16 protein-coding genes and 1 riboswitch are annotated in these 17,920 nt (G+C 43.2%); of the genes, 7 read left to right on the top strand and 9 right to left on the bottom strand.

What is annotated here, in order from left to right; translation table 11 throughout:
• The first annotated feature begins 108 nt into the window (after positions 1-108).
• Positions 109-2,925 carry an ATP-dependent DNA helicase gene (locus E1160_RS13210; RefSeq protein WP_155155935.1) on the top strand — a complete coding sequence of 939 codons (2,817 nt, stop codon included), beginning with the start codon at positions 109-111 and terminating at the stop codon, positions 2,923-2,925.
• A 5-nt stretch (positions 2,926-2,930) separates the two neighbouring features.
• Here the strand turns inward: E1160_RS13210 and E1160_RS13215 are convergent, their stop codons facing one another.
• Positions 2,931-3,866, bottom strand: coding sequence for an AEC family transporter (locus tag E1160_RS13215; protein ID WP_155155937.1), 936 nt, complete (start codon positions 3,864-3,866; stop codon positions 2,931-2,933).
• A 106-nt stretch (positions 3,867-3,972) separates the two neighbouring features.
• Complete coding sequence (locus E1160_RS13220) at positions 3,973-4,473, bottom strand: hypothetical protein (protein ID WP_155155939.1); 501 nt, start codon at positions 4,471-4,473, stop codon at positions 3,973-3,975.
• A gap of 144 nt (positions 4,474-4,617) precedes the next feature.
• On the opposite strand from E1160_RS13220, the gene E1160_RS13225 reads away from it, so the two are divergent.
• Positions 4,618-5,022 carry a tellurite resistance TerB family protein gene (locus E1160_RS13225; protein WP_155155941.1) on the top strand — a complete coding sequence of 135 codons (405 nt, stop codon included), beginning with the start codon at positions 4,618-4,620 and terminating at the stop codon, positions 5,020-5,022.
• 661 nt (positions 5,023-5,683) lie between these two features.
• On the top strand, positions 5,684-5,887 hold the full coding sequence (locus E1160_RS13230; RefSeq protein WP_155155943.1) for a cold-shock protein: 204 nt from the start codon (positions 5,684-5,686) through the stop codon (positions 5,885-5,887).
• A gap of 69 nt (positions 5,888-5,956) precedes the next feature.
• Here E1160_RS13230 and E1160_RS13235 read toward each other — a convergent pair whose 3' ends face one another.
• The gene (locus E1160_RS13235; protein ID WP_155155945.1) at positions 5,957-6,628 is read right to left on the bottom strand and encodes an ureidoglycolate lyase; all 672 of its coding nucleotides are present in this window, start codon (positions 6,626-6,628) and stop codon (positions 5,957-5,959) included.
• Positions 6,629-6,750: 122 nt separating this feature from the next.
• Between E1160_RS13235 and E1160_RS13240 the strand changes: the two genes are divergently transcribed.
• Positions 6,751-7,500: an MBL fold metallo-hydrolase gene (locus tag E1160_RS13240; protein WP_155155947.1), complete on the top strand. Its 750-nt coding sequence runs from the start codon at positions 6,751-6,753 to the stop codon at positions 7,498-7,500.
• 139 nt (positions 7,501-7,639) lie between these two features.
• Here the strand turns inward: E1160_RS13240 and E1160_RS13245 are convergent, their stop codons facing one another.
• Entirely contained in the window at positions 7,640-8,713 is a 1,074-nt protein-coding gene (locus E1160_RS13245) for a hybrid-cluster NAD(P)-dependent oxidoreductase (protein ID WP_155155949.1), read from the bottom strand.
• 5 nt (positions 8,714-8,718) lie between these two features.
• On the bottom strand, positions 8,719-9,951 hold the full coding sequence (locus E1160_RS13250) for an aromatic ring-hydroxylating oxygenase subunit alpha (RefSeq protein WP_155155951.1): 1,233 nt from the start codon (positions 9,949-9,951) through the stop codon (positions 8,719-8,721).
• A 137-nt stretch (positions 9,952-10,088) separates the two neighbouring features.
• Positions 10,089-10,317: riboswitch (cobalamin riboswitch) on the bottom strand.
• 184 nt (positions 10,318-10,501) lie between these two features.
• On the opposite strand from E1160_RS13250, the gene E1160_RS13255 reads away from it, so the two are divergent.
• The gene (locus E1160_RS13255) at positions 10,502-11,104 is read left to right on the top strand and encodes an NADPH-dependent FMN reductase (RefSeq protein WP_155155953.1); all 603 of its coding nucleotides are present in this window, start codon (positions 10,502-10,504) and stop codon (positions 11,102-11,104) included.
• A 12-nt stretch (positions 11,105-11,116) separates the two neighbouring features.
• Here the strand turns inward: E1160_RS13255 and E1160_RS13260 are convergent, their stop codons facing one another.
• The 3 genes from E1160_RS13260 to E1160_RS13270 form a co-directional block, all read right to left on the bottom strand.
• Positions 11,117-12,013 carry a substrate-binding periplasmic protein gene (locus tag E1160_RS13260; RefSeq protein WP_155155955.1) on the bottom strand — a complete coding sequence of 299 codons (897 nt, stop codon included), beginning with the start codon at positions 12,011-12,013 and terminating at the stop codon, positions 11,117-11,119.
• Between the two features lie 78 nt (positions 12,014-12,091).
• A complete protein-coding gene (locus E1160_RS13265) occupies positions 12,092-13,219 on the bottom strand; it encodes an acyl-CoA dehydrogenase family protein (RefSeq protein WP_155155957.1) in 1,128 nt (375 codons plus the stop codon).
• A gap of 29 nt (positions 13,220-13,248) precedes the next feature.
• Positions 13,249-14,439 (bottom strand): acetyl-CoA C-acyltransferase, encoded by a 1,191-nt coding sequence (locus tag E1160_RS13270; RefSeq protein ID WP_155155959.1) that lies wholly within the window; start codon positions 14,437-14,439, stop codon positions 13,249-13,251.
• A gap of 296 nt (positions 14,440-14,735) precedes the next feature.
• Here E1160_RS13270 and E1160_RS13275 point away from each other — a divergent pair, with 296 nt between their 5' ends.
• Both E1160_RS13275 and E1160_RS13280 read left to right on the top strand, forming a co-directional pair.
• Positions 14,736-15,572, top strand: coding sequence for a fumarylacetoacetate hydrolase family protein (locus E1160_RS13275; protein ID WP_155155961.1), 837 nt, complete (start codon positions 14,736-14,738; stop codon positions 15,570-15,572).
• Between the two features lie 32 nt (positions 15,573-15,604).
• Positions 15,605-16,900 (top strand): glycerate kinase type-2 family protein, encoded by a 1,296-nt coding sequence (locus E1160_RS13280; protein ID WP_155155963.1) that lies wholly within the window; start codon positions 15,605-15,607, stop codon positions 16,898-16,900.
• Here E1160_RS13280 and E1160_RS13285 read toward each other — a convergent pair.
• On the bottom strand, positions 16,897-17,778 hold the full coding sequence (locus E1160_RS13285; RefSeq protein ID WP_155155965.1) for a LysR substrate-binding domain-containing protein: 882 nt from the start codon (positions 17,776-17,778) through the stop codon (positions 16,897-16,899). The genes E1160_RS13280 and E1160_RS13285 overlap by 4 nt on opposite strands.
• Between the last annotated feature and the right edge of the window lie 142 nt (positions 17,779-17,920).

Below are 17,920 nucleotides of genomic sequence, written 5' to 3' on the forward strand. Positions count from 1 at the left end.
CAGGCAAACACTGAATGAATCAATAGATAAGGTATTGGGGGTATTAAGAAATTATAGTTGTTGTGACTTTCTTCGTGACCAATAAAGAACAGTGGGTATGATGCGCCTATGAATGACTTGCCAGATAATGTAACGCCCTTTCCGCATGCAGCCTCACAGAATGCAGAAATACCTGCAGGTGAGGTGCGTGTTATGGTGCCTGATACCTCTATTCTGGTAACATCTGCGACGCATGCTGTCGCGTTGACAGGCGATGGTGAGATTTTAGAAGATACGCCAGTTGAACTGGCTGATATTTACAAGGCCGAGATACCGCCAATCCTTGTGCATTCACCTTCTGTGGCGAAACGCATGGGATTGCAATCACCGCGGCGTTGTTATGATTTGTTAGAACTTTTTGCATTTGTAAAGCCTGCTGCTTTTTGTTTGCCTACGCCCGGCGGGATTATGCAAGCCTGCGGTTTAGAAGATAGTTGGGAATTATCTTCTTATCCGGTCGGATTACATCGTGTTGTTTCAACACTCTTGGAACAATTTTCCCTAACAGGTAGCCGTCCTGATACAAGGCGCATTCTTTGGAGTATGACCCGCGATGGGTGGTTGTGGGGACCATATCTATTGGCTGCTATCGGTGAAGATGTTGGGCAAGATAACAATGTTAAATCGCCAATGTCCGGTTTAGATGTCTGGAAAGCTTTGCCTGAATGGGAAGAGCAACCACCACCGCCACCACCGGGCACCTATCCGGTTGAACCAACTGAAGCACGTCAGCGGTTGGCAGATTTGCTAGGTCAACGTGCGGAAGACCGACCCAGTCAGTCAGATTTTTCCAGTGCCGTTTCCGAAGCTTTCACCAATCCTGAAAGTGAAGATATGCCGCGTTTTGTGATGGCAGAAGCAGGCACAGGCGTTGGTAAAACTATGGGTTATATTGCACCGGCAAGTCTGTGGGCTGAAAAGAATCAGACACCTGTATGGTTGAGTACCTATACACGAAATCTTCAGCACCAAATTGATGATGAATTAAATCGTCTTTATCCGGACGAAACAATTAAACAGGATCGTGTTGTATTGCGTAAAGGGCGTGAAAACTATCTTTGTTTATTGAATTATGAAGATAGTGTGCGTGGATCAAGTTTGCCGGGGCGTACGGTTGGGTTAGGGTTAATGGCGCGCTGGATTGCAGCAACACGCGACGGAGACCTTAGTGGTGGGGATTTTCCATCTTGGTTGCCGGATTTGATCGGTCAGGCACAGTCCGTGGGGTTAAGCGATAAGCGCGGTGAATGTATTCATTCAGCCTGTAATCACTATAGTCGCTGCTTTATTCTGAATTCTATCCGTCGTGCGCGTTATGCTGATCTTGTGGTGGCTAATCATGCCTTGGTCATGATCCAAACAGTACAAGGCGGTTTAGATCGAGATGGTCGTGCTAATCGCGTGGTTTTTGATGAGGGGCATCATGTTTTCGATGCGGCCGACAGTGCGTTTGCTGCCTATCTCACTGGGCGTGAGATGTGGGAATTACGTCGATGGCTTCGTGGGAATGAAAGCCGTGCCCGAAAAAGCCGTATTAGAGGCCTTAAAACCCGTTGTGAAGACTTACTTGGCGAAGAAGTGCAAGCGATTGAAGCTTTAGAACATGTTCTTCATGCGTCTCGTATTTTACCGAATGAGAATTGGACGCAGAATATCGGTAATGGACAACCACAAGGTCCGGCTGAGAACTTCCTTTATATGATTCATGAGTTGGTTTTAGCGCGTGCGAATAATACGGATGGCCCGTTTAGCTTGGAAATCCCTGCTGTGGATATGCCGGAAAAATTGCTGGATGTCGCGACAGAGCTTGAAGAAGCGCTTATGGCGATCTTTAAACCAGTGATCAAATTGCGTGAAGGTTTAATGCGTCGTTTGGATGAGAAGTCGGATACGCTGGACAGTTCTACGCGCGGGCGGATCGAACAAGTTGCGCAATCCCTTGAATTCAGATGTTCGCATCTTTTGGGGGCTTGGATTGAAATGTTAAAGGCATTGAAGATGGAAGCAACGCAACCAACTGAATTATTTGTGGACTGGCTTGGAATTGAAAAAATATCAGGTCGTCCTGTTGATGTGGGATATTACCGGCATTGGCTGGATCCAACCAAACCTTTTGCTGGGGTTGTTGCGAAAAATTTAAGTGGGGTTTTATTGACTTCGGCCACATTAACCGATGGATCTGGTGATGTGGATACCGATTGGGCACGGGCCGAAGAACGCACAGGCGCTAATCACCTGCCGGATTTCGCGACACGTGCTAAGGTTCCATCGCCGTTTGATTATCCCAACCAAACGAAGGTGTTGGTTGTTACGGATGTGCGTAAAGATGACCTTGATCTGGTTGGTGCTGCATATCGTGAATTAATGTTGGCATCTGGTGGCGGGGCGTTGGGTTTATTTACAGCAATTAGCCGATTGCGCGCTGTACATGAACGAATAGTAAAGCCTATCGAACAGCAGGGTTATCCTCTCTACTCCCAGCATATTGATGCGCTGAATTTACCGACCTTGATCGACATATTCCGGGCAGAAACGGATAGTTGTTTATTAGGTACCGATGCGGTGCGTGATGGTGTGGATGTACCGGGGGATAGTTTGCGTCTTATTATCTTTGATCGTGTGCCATGGTCGCGCCCAACCATCTTACATAAAGCACGAAAAAATGAGTTTGGCGGGGCGAAATATGAAGACATGCTCACACGACTTAAATTAAAGCAGGCTTTTGGTCGATTGGTGCGCCGTGGAAATGACAAAGGTGTATTTGTCTTGCTTGATCCAATGATGCCAAGTCGTTTGGCAGGTGCTTTTCCTGAAGGCGTAGAGGTTGAGCGTGTTGGACTTGCCGACGCCATTCAGCAAATCAAAGGTTTCTTCCCAGATCATTAGGTGGGTTAACCCGGTACAAGATAACTCAACAGCGCTGATAACGTAATGATTGAAGCTAACGTGGAAATCAGGATGATCGAGGCAGATCGATCCACATAGGTATTAAATTGTTGCGAGACAATGAAGACCAAACCACCTGTTGGTAACGCTGCCATAATAATGGCAGAGGCCGCAAAAAGAGGCGGAAGGTCGAGCATGATCACGAGTATCCAAGTGATTGTCGGATGAATGATCAATTTTATAAAACTTGCCCAGCCGCTTTCAATTAGCCCTGATTTAATTTCACTGTTAACGAGAAAAAGTCCCATAGCAAAGAGAGCCGCAGGACTGGCAGCAGCGCCTAATAATTCGGTGAAAGTTTCAACAGGTAACGGTAATGCAATGCCGGTGAAGGCGAAGAATAAACCAATAGCAGCACCGATGAGAAGTGGATTGCGTACCACCGCGCCAAAGACGCGACGCATCATTTGACCTTTAGTTTCACCATCTGCTTTGTCTAATTCCAGAATCACTATGGCAAGTGGGGTTATGATGCCACCATTGATGATGGTTGCTACAATCGCAGGCACCGCACCTTCTTCCCCAAAGGCGGTAATCATCAAAGGAATACCCATATAGCCAGTATTGGCAAAGGCTGCGGACCAACCATGTTGGCTCATTGCGCCCAGACGGTCGGCAAAGAAAAAGCTGGCGACAAATAATGCGATACCATATGTGGCAAAAGTACCGCCTACATAAGCCGCCAAATAAGGGATATTCAAAATATCATCAACAGGCGCACGACTCATGGAGACGATAAAAAGCGCAGGCAACGCGGCGTAATAGACGAATCCATTCAGGGCAGCGGTGCTATCCTGACCCAGAAAGCGAAAACGCCCACAGAGGAAACCAGCCCCCATGATGGCGAAAACAGGTAAAGCGACATTAAGAATTGCATACATAAGAATAACTTATGCCGCGTTGCAGTATTTGTCGATATGGGGATTGAGGAAAAAATCGCATATAGTTTGTGATCTTCTTCTTTATCCCTAAGTTGATTATAAGGATTTATCCTGGGTAATAAATCGTAAGGATTGTTATGTAATAAGCTACAGCGCCGATCCAACAACCTACAATCGCGCCCAGTGATTGATATTCTTTTGCGATTAAGGTTCCGATAAAGCCAACGGCTATCCCACCTATGCCTCCACCAAATTTAACTAATAACGCTCCTAAAAAGTCTAAGTTTATCGCTTCAAACATCATTGAAATGATACCAAGTAAAAAGGAAAGGAGCATGGAAATTACATATACTACGATAAATGCGACTAAAAATAATCCTAGTTCTTTGAGCAAAGGGTGCCGTTGCCAGAAGTTTTGTGGTGCAAATAAATCTATTCCCTCTTCATGTGCTTGAATAACTTGTTCAATGAATTGAAGGGTATTCGGTATGTTGGGGAATGATTTACTTATTTTATTTTGAATGGATTTTGGTTTTGCGCCTTTTTTATGTAAACTGATGATAGCATTTACAAAGATTTCAGGTTCAGAATTCACGTGCTGATTCATTATAAGTGTCCCCCATTTATGCTTACTGAATTTCAATATTAGTATATTCTAATTTTTTGATTGATGCATTAGTTAAATGAAAACTTGCTTGAAATTAGTTTTGAGATGATCATATGTAGAAAAGTTCAATTTAAAGGTTTTCCCATGCTCACAAAACACCAATCCCTGATTTATACAATGGTTCTTATGTCTGCAGCTGATAGCGAGATGTCAGAAACAGAGATGTTAAAAATTAAAGAAGTGATTTCTTATTTGCCGATATTTGAAGGCTATGAGCAAAGTAATATTGCAAAAGACGCTGGTGCGGTTGCCGAACTTCTTTTAGATGAAGATGGTTTTGAAAAAGCGTTGGAACTGGTTCGCGAAAGTTTACCTGTACATCTTCGCGAAACTGCCTATGCCTTGGCTGTGGAAGTTGCTGCGGCAGATTTGGAAGCTGCTGAGGAAGAGTTAAACCTATTGCAGATGATTCGTCATATACTGGAAATAGATCGCCTGATTGCCGCTGGAATTGAACGTGGGGCACGTGCGAGATATGCGCAAGCCTAGAAAAATTCGATGAAATGGTTGGAAGATATCGAAATTGAGTCTTCAAAATAAATTTTTTTGAAGTAAATATATTGAAAGTCAGAGTTGAAAACGGCTCTGGCTTTTTTTATTTTTCAAGAAAAATAAGGGGTTGTTGACCAAATGGTTAACTTGTTCGTGAGCTATGCGATTATTGCATGGCAGCATTGTTGTTTTGGCTCTGGTCTTTGGAGCTGTTCGGACATACATAGAGGGCGCTTCAGTTGTTGCAATGCGCAACAACGATTTGAGATGGCGCCCCGGCAAGTCCGGCAGAGCGCGTCTCTATACGTCTCCCAGACGTGAAGCCTCCCTGTTCAACTTTGCCGGTGGCCTGCGCTACCGGCAATTTTTTTTGTCTTTTTTTAGGGATGCTGTAGGTTTGCACTGTTAAACCACTTGAATTTAAAAGCCAAACGTCCTACTTTCTTGCCCAAGTGTTGTTTTATTTGTTTTTGAAGCCATTCGATTTTAGTCGAATAACAGGCATTCTCTACGAACATGGTGAACTTTTTTCTATGTGAATTAAGTTTTTCCGCTGATTGTAATATTTCTGACCTTCAAATAGTGAATGATGCGTGCTTACAAGGCTCTCCCGATTTTGGGCAGAGAAAAATATTATGAAGTTTTAAGGAATAGTCTCATGGCGACTGGTACAGTTAAATGGTTTAACACAACAAAAGGATATGGCTTTATTGCACCGGATGATGGTGGCAAAGATGTTTTTGTTCACATTTCTTCTCTGCAAAAAGCAGGTCTTCAACAATTGGATGATGGTCAAAAAGTCAGCTATGAGCTAACAGTACACCGTGATCGTGAATCTGCATCTGACATCCAACTTGTATAGTTGTTGATGTAAAGATCAAAGATTTGAAAAAGCCGGGTTCTTCGATAAGACCCCGGCTTTTTTGTTTGTTTAACTTTTCGGTTTATCCAAAGAAAGTGGGACAGACAGATAAACACCAAATTCCTCGCCAATGTCACAGCTCACTCGGGCATGTACTTTACCTTGCCGATCCAAGAAACGTTGGTTGTCTGTAACTGGAAAAATACCTTCATGCCAAATATCTGCATGAATATAGAGACCTTTTGAGCCATCACACCAAAATGCTACAACCTTTTCCGGTTTCAAGTCATCGCCGGGTAGGGCAGCAGGAATGACAAATGGTTTGTTATCCAATGGATAAAACAATTGCCCTCCATCCGGATGATAATTCATGTGCCAAAGAAGAACCTGATCCCGTGGGCATGTTTGCTTTGTAAATGACGAATCTTTTGGGTTACGACTGAAGCCCAAGATGTAATCTCCTGCAACGGCTTCGTTTTTCCCTTTTAGGATATCGCCTTCCCAATTACCGTGAAAGATGCCTTCAACATGTCCGGCTTCATTACCGGTGCCTGCATCTATTTTGCGCCATCCTTGCGCTGGCCAGGTCGTAATCTCAATTTCAAAGTTGTTGGGGTCATCGACAAGGCAACCATATCCTTTCACAGATTCCTCAGTTGCCTCTATTAATGGGACCTGAACTAAAGGAAGGGTTGGTTTGCTTTTGGGGTCGAAGATATATTCTGGCGCATCTGCTAGCATGGAATTCCTGATCCTTTATTAAAAGTAACTTGGCAAAAGATAGCCAATATCACTAAACTTTGTCATCAAGAGAATGTTTCACATAATATTTAAGCATATGAATAGATACTCATGAGGTACCGATGCCTGTCGAAATTGCCGATAAATGGTTTGATACGAAAAGAATTGATGAAGATATCACTTTACTGTGGGAGCCATATGTAGATCCTTTATTGCAATGTAACATCTGGCATATTCGTGGACGAGATCAAGACATGCTGGTTGATACAGGTCTTGGTATTGCCAGTCTTTATGATGCAACACGCCATTTGATTGATAAGCCTGTCGAGGCTGTTGCCACCCATACACATCTGGATCATGTAGGTAGTCATTATGAATTTGAAAAACGCACAGTCCATAAGGCTGAAGCAGATTTACTGACATATCCTGAAGAAACGACCCTAGACACTGATTACTGGCGAGATGCTTTGGCGGGCACGGGATGCGAGCCGCAATGGCCAGAGATGTTATGTAAATTACCGCATGATGGATATTGCATGGAACATTATCATGTGAAGCCTGCAGAACCTACAAGAATTGTGGTTGAGGGAGATGTCGTTGATTTGGGTGATCGACAATTTGAAGTCCTTCACCTTCCTGGGCATTCCGTTGGCAGCATTGGCCTTTGGGAAGCATCTACCGGAATATTGTTTTCCGGGGACGCAATTTATGATGGTCCGTTGATAGAAGAAGACGTGCCTACCTATATTGAAACCATGAAAAGATTAAGAGAATTACCTGTATCCGTTGTGCATGGTGGTCATGAGCCAAGCTTTGGTAGGGAAAGACTGGTTGAACTTTGTAATGCATTCTTAGCAAAAAGAGATTGTTAGATATAGTGCAGCTCATATTGTTGTTTTGGGATATTTCGAGCTGCCATAGTGACCGCTTTGATCAAGCATTTATTAATCTTATACTGTAAACTAAATATCTGAAGAAAAGGCCTGAGATAAACTCAGGCCTTTTTTGAAACTAACATTCAATCTCTACTTGTCCAATTGGGTGTGAACAGCAGGCTAGAATAAATCCGTCTTCGACATCTTCTTCGGAAATACCACCATTATGAACCATATGAACTTCGCCTTTGGTTTTCTTAACCTTACAGGTTCCGCAAACGCCAAAGGTACATCCTGAAGGGATATTCAGACCGGATGATCTTGCTGCTGCAAGAACGGTTTCTGTTTCCGGTACTTTGATCGTGACATCTGATGAGGTGAAGTGGATCTCTGCCTTGCTTTCATCATCTGGGATAACGTCATCTAAGTCAGGTTGTTCTGCTTCAGTTTTAACAGGTGCGCCAAAGCTCTCTTGGAAGTAATTATCCATGTTAAATCCAAGTCCAGTTAAAGCTTCACGAACCGCCTGCATGAATGGTTCTGGACCGCAACAATAAACTTCGCGATCAAGATAATCCTGCGCCATAAGGCCAAGCATAAGCTGGTTGAATTGGCCTTCATAGCCAGTCCAAGGGCTATAAAGGTCTGGTTCTTCAACAACGAATTTTAGGTCAAGGCCCGGTGTGCGGCTTGCCATTCTTTCTAAACCTTGTTTGAAGATAATTTCAGAAGGTCTTTTGGCGCAGTTGATAAAGACGATATCTAGGTCATGACCTTCATCCCACATATAGGTGGTCATCGACATCATTGGTGTGATGCCAGAACCTGCCGAGATAAAAAGATACTTTGATGCCTTGCTATCCGCGTTTGTGAAAACACCGGCAGGCCCCATAGCTTTCATACGCATGCCCGGTTTCAGGTTATCAAGCATCCAGCGAGTCCCAATACTACCTTCCTGAGCCTTCACTGTGACTGCAAGCAGTCCCGGACGGGAAGGTGAGGAGGAGATGGTATAAGTTCGATGAACGACCCCGCCCGGTTGATCCGGTGCGGGGATTTCCAATGTTACAAATTGGCCTGGTTTATAGTCAAAATACGCGCCACTTGGTGAGCGAAAACTAAAAGTAGCAGTATTTGGAACTTCTGGTACGACAGAAACGCATTCAAGTATTTCGCTATCTTTCCAGAACGATTTGTTCGCCATGTTCATTTGAATTACTCCGCAGCCAATGTGATTGGCGACAATCCTTTTTTAAGTTTTTTGCAATACCAGTCTACGAATTGGATAACACCGCTTTCTTGGGTCGGTGAATATGGTCCTGGTTCGTAAATTGGGCTATTAATACCTTGTTGGTTATCTTCAACAACGCGACGGTCTTCGTCATTTGTTGCTTCCCAAACCTCAGTCAAGCGTTTGATATCGTAATCCACACCTTCAACGGCATCTTTGTTAACAAGCCATTTTGTTGTGACTTCTGTTTCTGTCGGACTTACCGGGGTTACACGGAAGACGATAGAGTGATCAGGAAGGAAATGGTTCCAAGTTGTTGGATAATGGAATTTAACCAATGCGCCCGCATCTGGAAGAGGAATGCGTCCCAAAGGTTTTGTCACGGCTGGTTTTGTGTCCATAGTATAGCTTTGTGCGCCATCTTTTAATGGCATACGTGCTAGGCGATATTGTCCATCTTGGTTGATGTGGAATTTAGACGTTAATCCAACAGCTTCACATCGGTCAAAATGGGCCTGTAAATGTTCAGGTGCTTCATCACCTTCGACGCCAGTAATTGAAGGGTCATCGGAATAGGTGCGACACAATGCCGGATGGTTACCGCCACAATGATAGCATTCGCGATTATTTTCCCAAACAAGTTTCCAGTTACCGTTTTCGATAATTGTGCTTTCAAAAGCGACTTTGGCATTTTCCAGATCATGTGATTGCAGATAAGGTTCTGCGGCGGTTTTAAACTCTTCAAAATCTGGAGCATTATCGGCAAGGCAGATATAAACTAAGCCTGCAACTGTACGACAATGGACGGTTTTCAAGCCGTGCTGAGATGGATCAAATTCAGGTCCCATGTCACGTGCCCAAAGCAAAGATCCGTCCAGTTCATATGTCCATTGGTGATACGGGCATACAAGTTTAGGGGCAGTGCCTTTTGCAACTTTGCAAATTACGGAGCCTCTATGACGACATGTATTATGGAATGCGCGGATCTGTTGATCTGCACCTCTGACAATTACCACACTATATTCACCAACTTTATAGGTGACAAAGTTGCCGGTTTTTGGGATTTCACAACTTGGAATGGCGAATAACCATTCGCGATAATGAATGTTTTCTAAATCCGCCGCAAAAATTTCCGGGTCGGTGTAGAACGGTCGCTCCAAAGAATGATTCGGCTTCCGTGTATTTAACAAAGACAACATATTAGGTGTCGTATTCATAATAACCCTGCTCCTCAAAAAAGGTCGTTATGAATTACGGATTGGCTTTATTCATGGTGGGAACAGGGACCGAAAATGCTGCTGCCTAGCATTTTCATCGGTACCTATATCTCAGCCAAATCGCCCGCCGCAATTCTGTGGACTGTTACATCTAGGCTGGTTTCCGGGCTTAAAGAGTGAAGTGTTACGCCTCATATTTGAACAACCTTCCCGGGCGGCTAGACCCAGTGGTATATTGTTCAAACTACACCTTATTACCGTTGCGGGGGCAGCACTGGATTCAATTACTTTCACCAGTTTCCCAATTATCTCCACCCAGTTTTTGATCAGAAAACCGAATGGGGCACCAAAATGTAAATCTTGATCTCTCAAGATGGGCACACATTACCAATTTTTGTCTGAAGCATATTTCAATTTGCGCCAAGTTAAATTAATCTCGCGACGAAGTAATATTATTTTGAGAAAAAGTAATAGGCAGAATTTTAAAATTTGGGTCTTGTCGTAGTATAGGGTTAATAAAATTTGAACCAAACAAACTAGGGGTGGATAAATGAAGATTACAGTTGTTTCTGGAAGTATTCGCGAAACGTCGCAATCTGATCGTATAGCAAAGATTGTTCAAAACATCATTAATGAACTGGATATGGATGTGGAGGCGGATGTCGTATTTTTGAAGGATGAAAAGATACCGCTTTGGGATGAGGGGAAGTGGAAATCTGATAGTGAAATCACAAAACATTGGAAGCCAATTTCGGATAAATTAAAAGCATCAGATGGTTTTGTGATCGTGACACCTGAATGGGCTGGCATGGCACCACCACATCTTAAAAATTTTTTATTGATGTGTGAGGTCGGTGAGTTGGCCCATAAGCCAGCACAGATCGTTTCGGTAAGTTCAGGTATGGGGGGCGCTTATCCTGTCTCGGATTTACGCGTTTCAGGATCAAAGAATAATATGATCACATGGTTACCAGATCATATCATTTTGCGGAATGTTACAAATTTATTCATTGAAGACGAACCAACTGATCTGGATGCTGAGTTATTGGCACGTATTAAATATAGTATGACTTATCTCGCAGCCACAGCAGAAGCATGGAACCCGGTTCGCGATAAATATCAAAATCGTAAAGAGTATAAATTTGGAATGTAACTATCATTGATTTTAGTTGGAGGGAGATTGATTTAGGTAACTATTGATAATGTCATCAATTTTCCCTTCCAATTTTAATTCAATGAATGTCTTGTTGAACTGATCAAGAAATCCACGCATTTTTGATGACTTGGAAAAAGCAAGAAAGGCAGGGTTAACGGTCACAGGGGTTGGTAGAGATATGATCTGATCATTGAAAATGGATGTTGATAGAATCATAGTCGCTGATAGTCGATCTATAAAAACAGCCTCTACTCTTCCGCGGGACAACATCAACAGTCCATGTTTATTATCACGAACTTCGAATATCCTAAATAATCTGGTTTTGCGCGCGAACTCAATTTTATCTCCGTAACTCCAGCCCAGATTGAGACCAACATTTTTACCCCTTAAGTCTTCCATAGTATTAAAGGTGAAAGTGTTTTTTATTGTTGTATAAATAAAGAGCTTTTCCGAATGTATAGGAATGGAAAAGTCATGTTTTTTTAATCTACTTTTTGTTTTGTATAATCCAGCAATCCCTGCTCTCCCTTTTTGAACCTCCTTAATTGCACGTTTCCAAGGGACCGCCTTAATCTTTATATTACTCTCCATTCTATTAAAGCTGGCCTGAATCAAATCTTTATAAAGACCCAAAGGATAATCAACTTCTCCATACATATATGGGGCATATGAATTATCTATATACACAATTTCTGGATCACTTTTAGCGCATGCCAAACTCATAAAAGTATAAGAAAAGTACAAGAAAGATAATATACTGACCAGATTGTGGATTCTTATGGCAAAAAGTCTCACTTCAGTTGTCTCAACTCTAAAAACTGTTATTACCCTTATTAATTGTAGGGATGATACTGACTTTTTGATTATTTTGAAAGAAGTGATCCAAAAAAAATGGGTATCAATCATAATGATCGATACCCAACAACTTGTTCAATAGTGAACAGAGTTAGAGCCTTATCTAAGACTCGCAGGAAAAGGTAAGTTTCATGCCATTTGACGGGCAATAATAATTTTTTGAATATCGGATGTACCCTCATAAATTTGGCAAATTCGGACATCGCGATAGATTTTTTCAACCGGATATTCACGTAAATATCCATATCCACCTAATGTTTGAATGGCTGCTGAGCATACTTCTTCGGCAATTTCAGAAGCGAAAAGTTTTGCCATAGCGGCCTCTCGTAAACAGGGAATACCAGCATCTTTCATCCGTGCGGCATGTAAAATTAACTGACGCGCAGCTTCAAGCTTTGTATCAGCATCAGCAAGACGAAATTGGACGGCTTGATGTTCAAAGATAGGTTTTCCAAAACTTGTACGTTCTTTAGAATAGGCAAGCGCATAATCAAAGGCTGCTTGAGCCATGCCAACAGATTGAGAGGCAATGCCAATGCGTCCTGTTTCTAGGCTGCTTAAAGCGATACCATATCCTTGGCCTTCTTTACCTATAAGATTTTCATCAGGCAAAAACATATCATCAAACTGCAGGGCGCATGTGTCAGACGCCATCTGGCCCATTTTTTCTTCAACACCTGCAATATTGAACCCTTTTATATCATTGCGGGCATAAAAGGCACTTAATCCTTTTTTGCCTGCTTCTGGATCAGTCACGGCAAATAGGATCGTTGCTCCACCAATACGGGCCGAAGAAATGAATTGCTTTGATCCATTAATAATGTAGCCACCATCCGTTTTAACTGCACGCGTGCGAAGTGCGGAGGCATCTGATCCGGCATGTGCCTCTGTTAAGGCAAAACAACCAATGAACTCTCCACGCGCGGCAGGTTTCATCCATTTTTCTTTTTGCGCATCACTTGCAAATTTATCAAGGATCGCAAGGAAAGGTGCATTATGAACGGATAGCATTGTGGAAACCGCACCATCCCCAGCAGCGACTTCCATTAAGGCAAGTGCATATGAAACATAATCAGCACCTGCGCCATCCCATTCTGGATCAATTGTCATACCAAGGAAGCCAAGTTCTGCCAGTTGTCTGCGGACAGATTCTTCAATTTCATGATTTTCTTCGCGTTCAACGGCTTTTGGTTTTAAGATATCATTTGCAAAGTTACGTGCCATGTCCTGAATGAGTTGTTGTTCTTCTGTCAGCATTATGTGCCTCCTTTGGCTTCAATCAGTGACTATACGCGTTCAATCGCAACAGCTGTACCTTCACCACCGCCAATACAAACGGCAGCAACACCACGCTTTTTATCTTCTACCTCTAAAGCGTTAAGTAATGTAACGAGAATACGTGCGCCGGATGCCCCGATTGGATGACCTAATGCACAGGCACCACCATGGATATTTAATTGATCTCGGGAAACGCCTAATTCATTCATAAAGGCCATCGGCACAACTGCAAAGGCCTCATTCACTTCCCATAGGTCCACATCTTCAACGGACCAATCTAACTTTTCCAGAAGTTTTTTTGTCGCAGGAACTGGCGCAGTAGAAAACCAGCCTGGCTCTTGTGCATGTGATCCATGTCCCATGATTTTTGCGCGAATTTTATAACCATGTTTTTTAGCGACAGATTCCCGCATGAGAACTAGCGCGGCCGCACCATCAGAAATGGAAGATGCATTTGCAGGTGTCACCGTGCCATCTTTGCGGAAGGCAGGTTTGAGATGTGGAATTTTTTCCGGACGTGCATTACCCGGTTGTTCATCTTTATCCACGATTGTTTCGCCTTTGCGGGTTTTAACCGTGACAGATGTAATTTCATTTTTAAATTTGTCACCGTCCTGCGCGGCTAACGCATTACTTAAGGACTTTAAGGCATATTCGTCTTGTTGTTCACGGGTGAATTGATATTTATCTGCGCAATCTTCGGCAAATGTGCCCATCAGGCGGCCTTTTTCATAAGCGTCTTCCAGGCCATCAAGGAACATATGATCAATCACTTCACCATGTCCAAGGCGCGCACCACTGCGCATCTTAGGTAGTAAATAAGGAGCATTTGTCATGCTTTCCATGCCGCCAGCAACAACGATTTCACCATTATCTGCTTTAAGCTGGTCAAAGGCCATCATCACAGTGCGCATGCCAGACCCGCACATCTTATTTAGAGTATTCGCAGGTGTCATATCTGTAAGGCCTGCAGCAAAACCTGCTTGACGCGCAGGTGCTTGTCCTTGGCCAGCGGGTAATACACAACCCATATGTAATTCGTCTACAAGCTTTGGATCAACATCGCTTTCTTCCAACGCGGCTTTGATCGCTGCTCCACCAAGTTGAGATGCAGTAACATCCGAGAAGTCGCCTTGCATACCGCCCATTGGGGTACGCTTCGCGCCTACAATTACGATTGGATCATTTGCTTCAGCCATGGTTCTTCCTCATCTGAGTAGCTTTTGTTATGGCGAGAGTATACGCCAATATTTACATTGATGTGATTGCTAATTTAATAAATAGAGTGCTTTACGTTAACGTAAACGTCAAGTAAAAAGAGTTGTGAATTATTGCAATGCAATAAAGCTAAAAATAGCTAAGTCCGTGTCGTGTTGGTATTTTGACATTGATTGAGATACTCCTTGTATAAATTTTCATAAGCCAAACTGACCAAACAGTTTTATAAAGACGCTAATGAATCTTATAAAAATAAACCTTTTACAGGGAGATAAAGATGAAACTATTACGTTATGGTGATGCAGGGCAGGAAAAGCCTGGCCTTCTTGATGTTGATGGCAATATTCGTGATTTGTCCAGAGTGGTAGATGACATCGATACCAAACTGTTATCAGATTTTTCTGTGTTGAATAATGTAAATATTGCCAATTTACCTGTGGTCTCAGGCGAGCCACGGATTGGAGCGCCTGTATCGGGTGTTGGGAAAGTTATAGGTATAGGGTTGAATTATTCCGATCACGCGGAAGAGGCGGGGATGGATGTGCCGTCTGAACCTATCATGTTTATGAAGGCTACGTCGTCTATTTGTGGGCCCAATGATCCGGTTATTATTCCACGAGGATCTGAAAAAACTGATTGGGAAGTTGAGCTTGGTGTCATTATTGGCAAAGGCGGCAAATATATTGAAGAGAAAGATGCGCTGGATGCTGTTGCTGGCTATTGCGTGATTAACGATGTGTCTGAACGCGCCTTTCAAATAGAAAGACAGGGCACTTGGGATAAAGGTAAGTCAGCTGATCATTTCTGTCCTATGGGGCCATGGCTGGTGACTGTTGATGAAATTGGTGATCCACAAAACAAAGATTTGTGGTTGGATTTAAATGGCATTGCGACCCAGCGAGGCAACACTAATAAAATGGTATATGGCGTCACGTATGTGGTTTCATATTTAAGTCAGTTTATGACATTGCATCCGGGTGATGTGATTGCGACAGGCACGCCACCCGGGGTTGGGATGGGGATGAAACCTCCTATGTTTTTGAAGGTGGGGGATGTGCTTGAGTTAGGTGTCGAAGGTTTAGGTCGACAGCGACAAGATGTGATCGCGGATTGAACGATACTTAATTATGAAAGAGAGAAACGCCGATGTTAACACTCAATGAAAAACGGGCGCTGGCGTTGAATGCTTTTCTCGCAGCAATTAAAGCAGCAGATCCAAAAACGGCTATAGAGACGCATCTGTCAAAATGGCTGGAAGAAGAGGGCGCAAATGTATCTTCAATTATTCCTATAGCTGTTGGTAAGGCTGCTATTCCATTGATGCAGGGGCTTTTATCTGTCATCCCATCTGAGAGGTTGAGGCAAAAAGGTTTGGTGATTACCAACCGCGAAAATCAAATGAATATTGATGGCGCAGAAGTTCTGGTTGCTAGTCATCCTTTGCCAGATGAGCAAGGACTAATGGCAACACAGAAGCTGATCGAAATTATTTCTAATGCGTCTGATGAAGATCATATCTTATTTTGCGTCAGTGGTGGTGCTTCCGCTATGTTGCCAGCACCTTTAGGCGGTATTTCGTTAGCAGATAAAATTGCTACGACCGATCTTTTACTGGCGAGCGGCGCTGACATCGTTTCTGTGAATACTGTCCGCAAACATCTCTCAAATATAAAAGGCGGTGGTGTTGTAAAGTTGGCTGCACCTGCAAGGATAACATCGTTTGTTTTATCGGATGTAATTGGTGATGATTTAAGTGCAATTGCTAGCGGACCCACAGTGGCAGATGAAACCACATTTCAGGATGCAGAAAGTATTTTAAGACAGTTTAAAATTTGGGACAAAGTGCCTCAATCAGTCCGTGATGTTTTAGGGGCCGCGGCTGAAGAAACATTGAAACCCGATGATCCGCGTCTATCCCTAACTCAAAATCATTTGATTGGTTCAAATGCGGTTAGCGTTGAAGCTGCAAAGAACTATCTCTCAGAGGCTGGGGTAGAACTGCTTGAAACGCTCTATCCTTTGGAAGGAAATGCAAGGGAAGAAGCTGTTGCACTGGTCTCAGCTGTCGCAGATATCCCGAGTACGGATCAGGTTAGTGCTTTTGTGACAGGTGGGGAAACAACCGTGAGCCTTGTCGGGGATGGCAAAGGGGGGCGCAACCAGGAATTTACATTGGCCTTTATGTTATACGCCATGGAAAAAAGACTTCCACATGAATGGGTTTGCTTAAGTGGTGGTACAGATGGGCGGGATGGCCCAACCGATGCGGCTGGTGGCCTCATAGACAAAGACAGTTTTATGCGTATGATGAAGAAAACCAGAAATCCAGTAGCTGAGCTTGAAAATAATAATGCTTATGAAGCGCTTAAGGCTTCAGAAGATTTAATTATGACAGGCGGCACAGGTACGAATGTAGCAGATATTCAGATTGTTTTGATTTAAGCGTCACTTTTGTTTTTGATATAATCTCGTGTAGCTTGCATGAAGGCTTTGATCGCACCCAGATGTGCACGGTCTTTCATGCAAACAACTGATTCTGTAAGGAGCCGTGTGCAATCTTCAATAGGGATTGCTTTAAGGCGACGGTCATAGCCAAATTCCGGTTGGGTCACAAAACCGACACCGATACCTGCGGCAACTGCATCTTTTAAGGCCTCTAATCCATCCACATCCATCACAACTTTTGGTGTGATTCCTTTATCTGCAAATTCCTGTTTGATGGTTTGAATGGTACGTGAACCGCCTTCACGGAATACAAGTGCTTCTTCACGTAGATGTTCCAAGGTAATGCTATCATATTGGGCAAGTGGATGGCTGTTTTCAACAAAGGCAACCAATGGGTCACTGCGTAAGGGAATGAATTCAAGGCGATCATCACCCGGAGGTTCCGCCAAGACGGCTACGTCGGCCGTAAAATCAAAAATCTGATAAAGTGCGTTTTGTGAGTTAGCAACTTTAAGAGAGACAGAAACGCCGGGATGTTTTCTGCGAAAATCCCCAACAGTCTGTATGATATGTAGAGGTGAGTCCGCGGTAATGTTCAAATGACCCACACGCAGCTTTTGGCTTTCAGACAGTAACTCAATTGCCTGTTTTTCATATTCAAACTGGCGTTTTGTGATTTCAAACAAGGCTTGGCCTAATTCGGTTGGTGTTACCAGGCGTTTATGACGATTAAAAAGTAAGATACCAAATCGTTCTTCTAATTTACGAACCTGATCAGAAATCGCAGGTTGTGTAAGGCCTAACTCATTGGCAGCTTTGGAAAAGCCCCCATAAGTGGCAACTGCATGAAAGGCACGAAACTGGGCATAATACATGGCGTTATCTCTTACATATTTGTGTCACATAATTCTGCTATAAACATACCTACTTTTGCATAAGTAAAACTTATTAATTTGATATGAATTAACGATTTGAATTATTATTAGCGATATGCGAAATAATGTCCAGAAGATAATT

Source organism: Curvivirga aplysinae (assembly GCF_009711445.1).
GTDB classification, from domain to species: Bacteria; Pseudomonadota; Alphaproteobacteria; order UBA8366; family Aestuariispiraceae; genus Curvivirga; species Curvivirga aplysinae.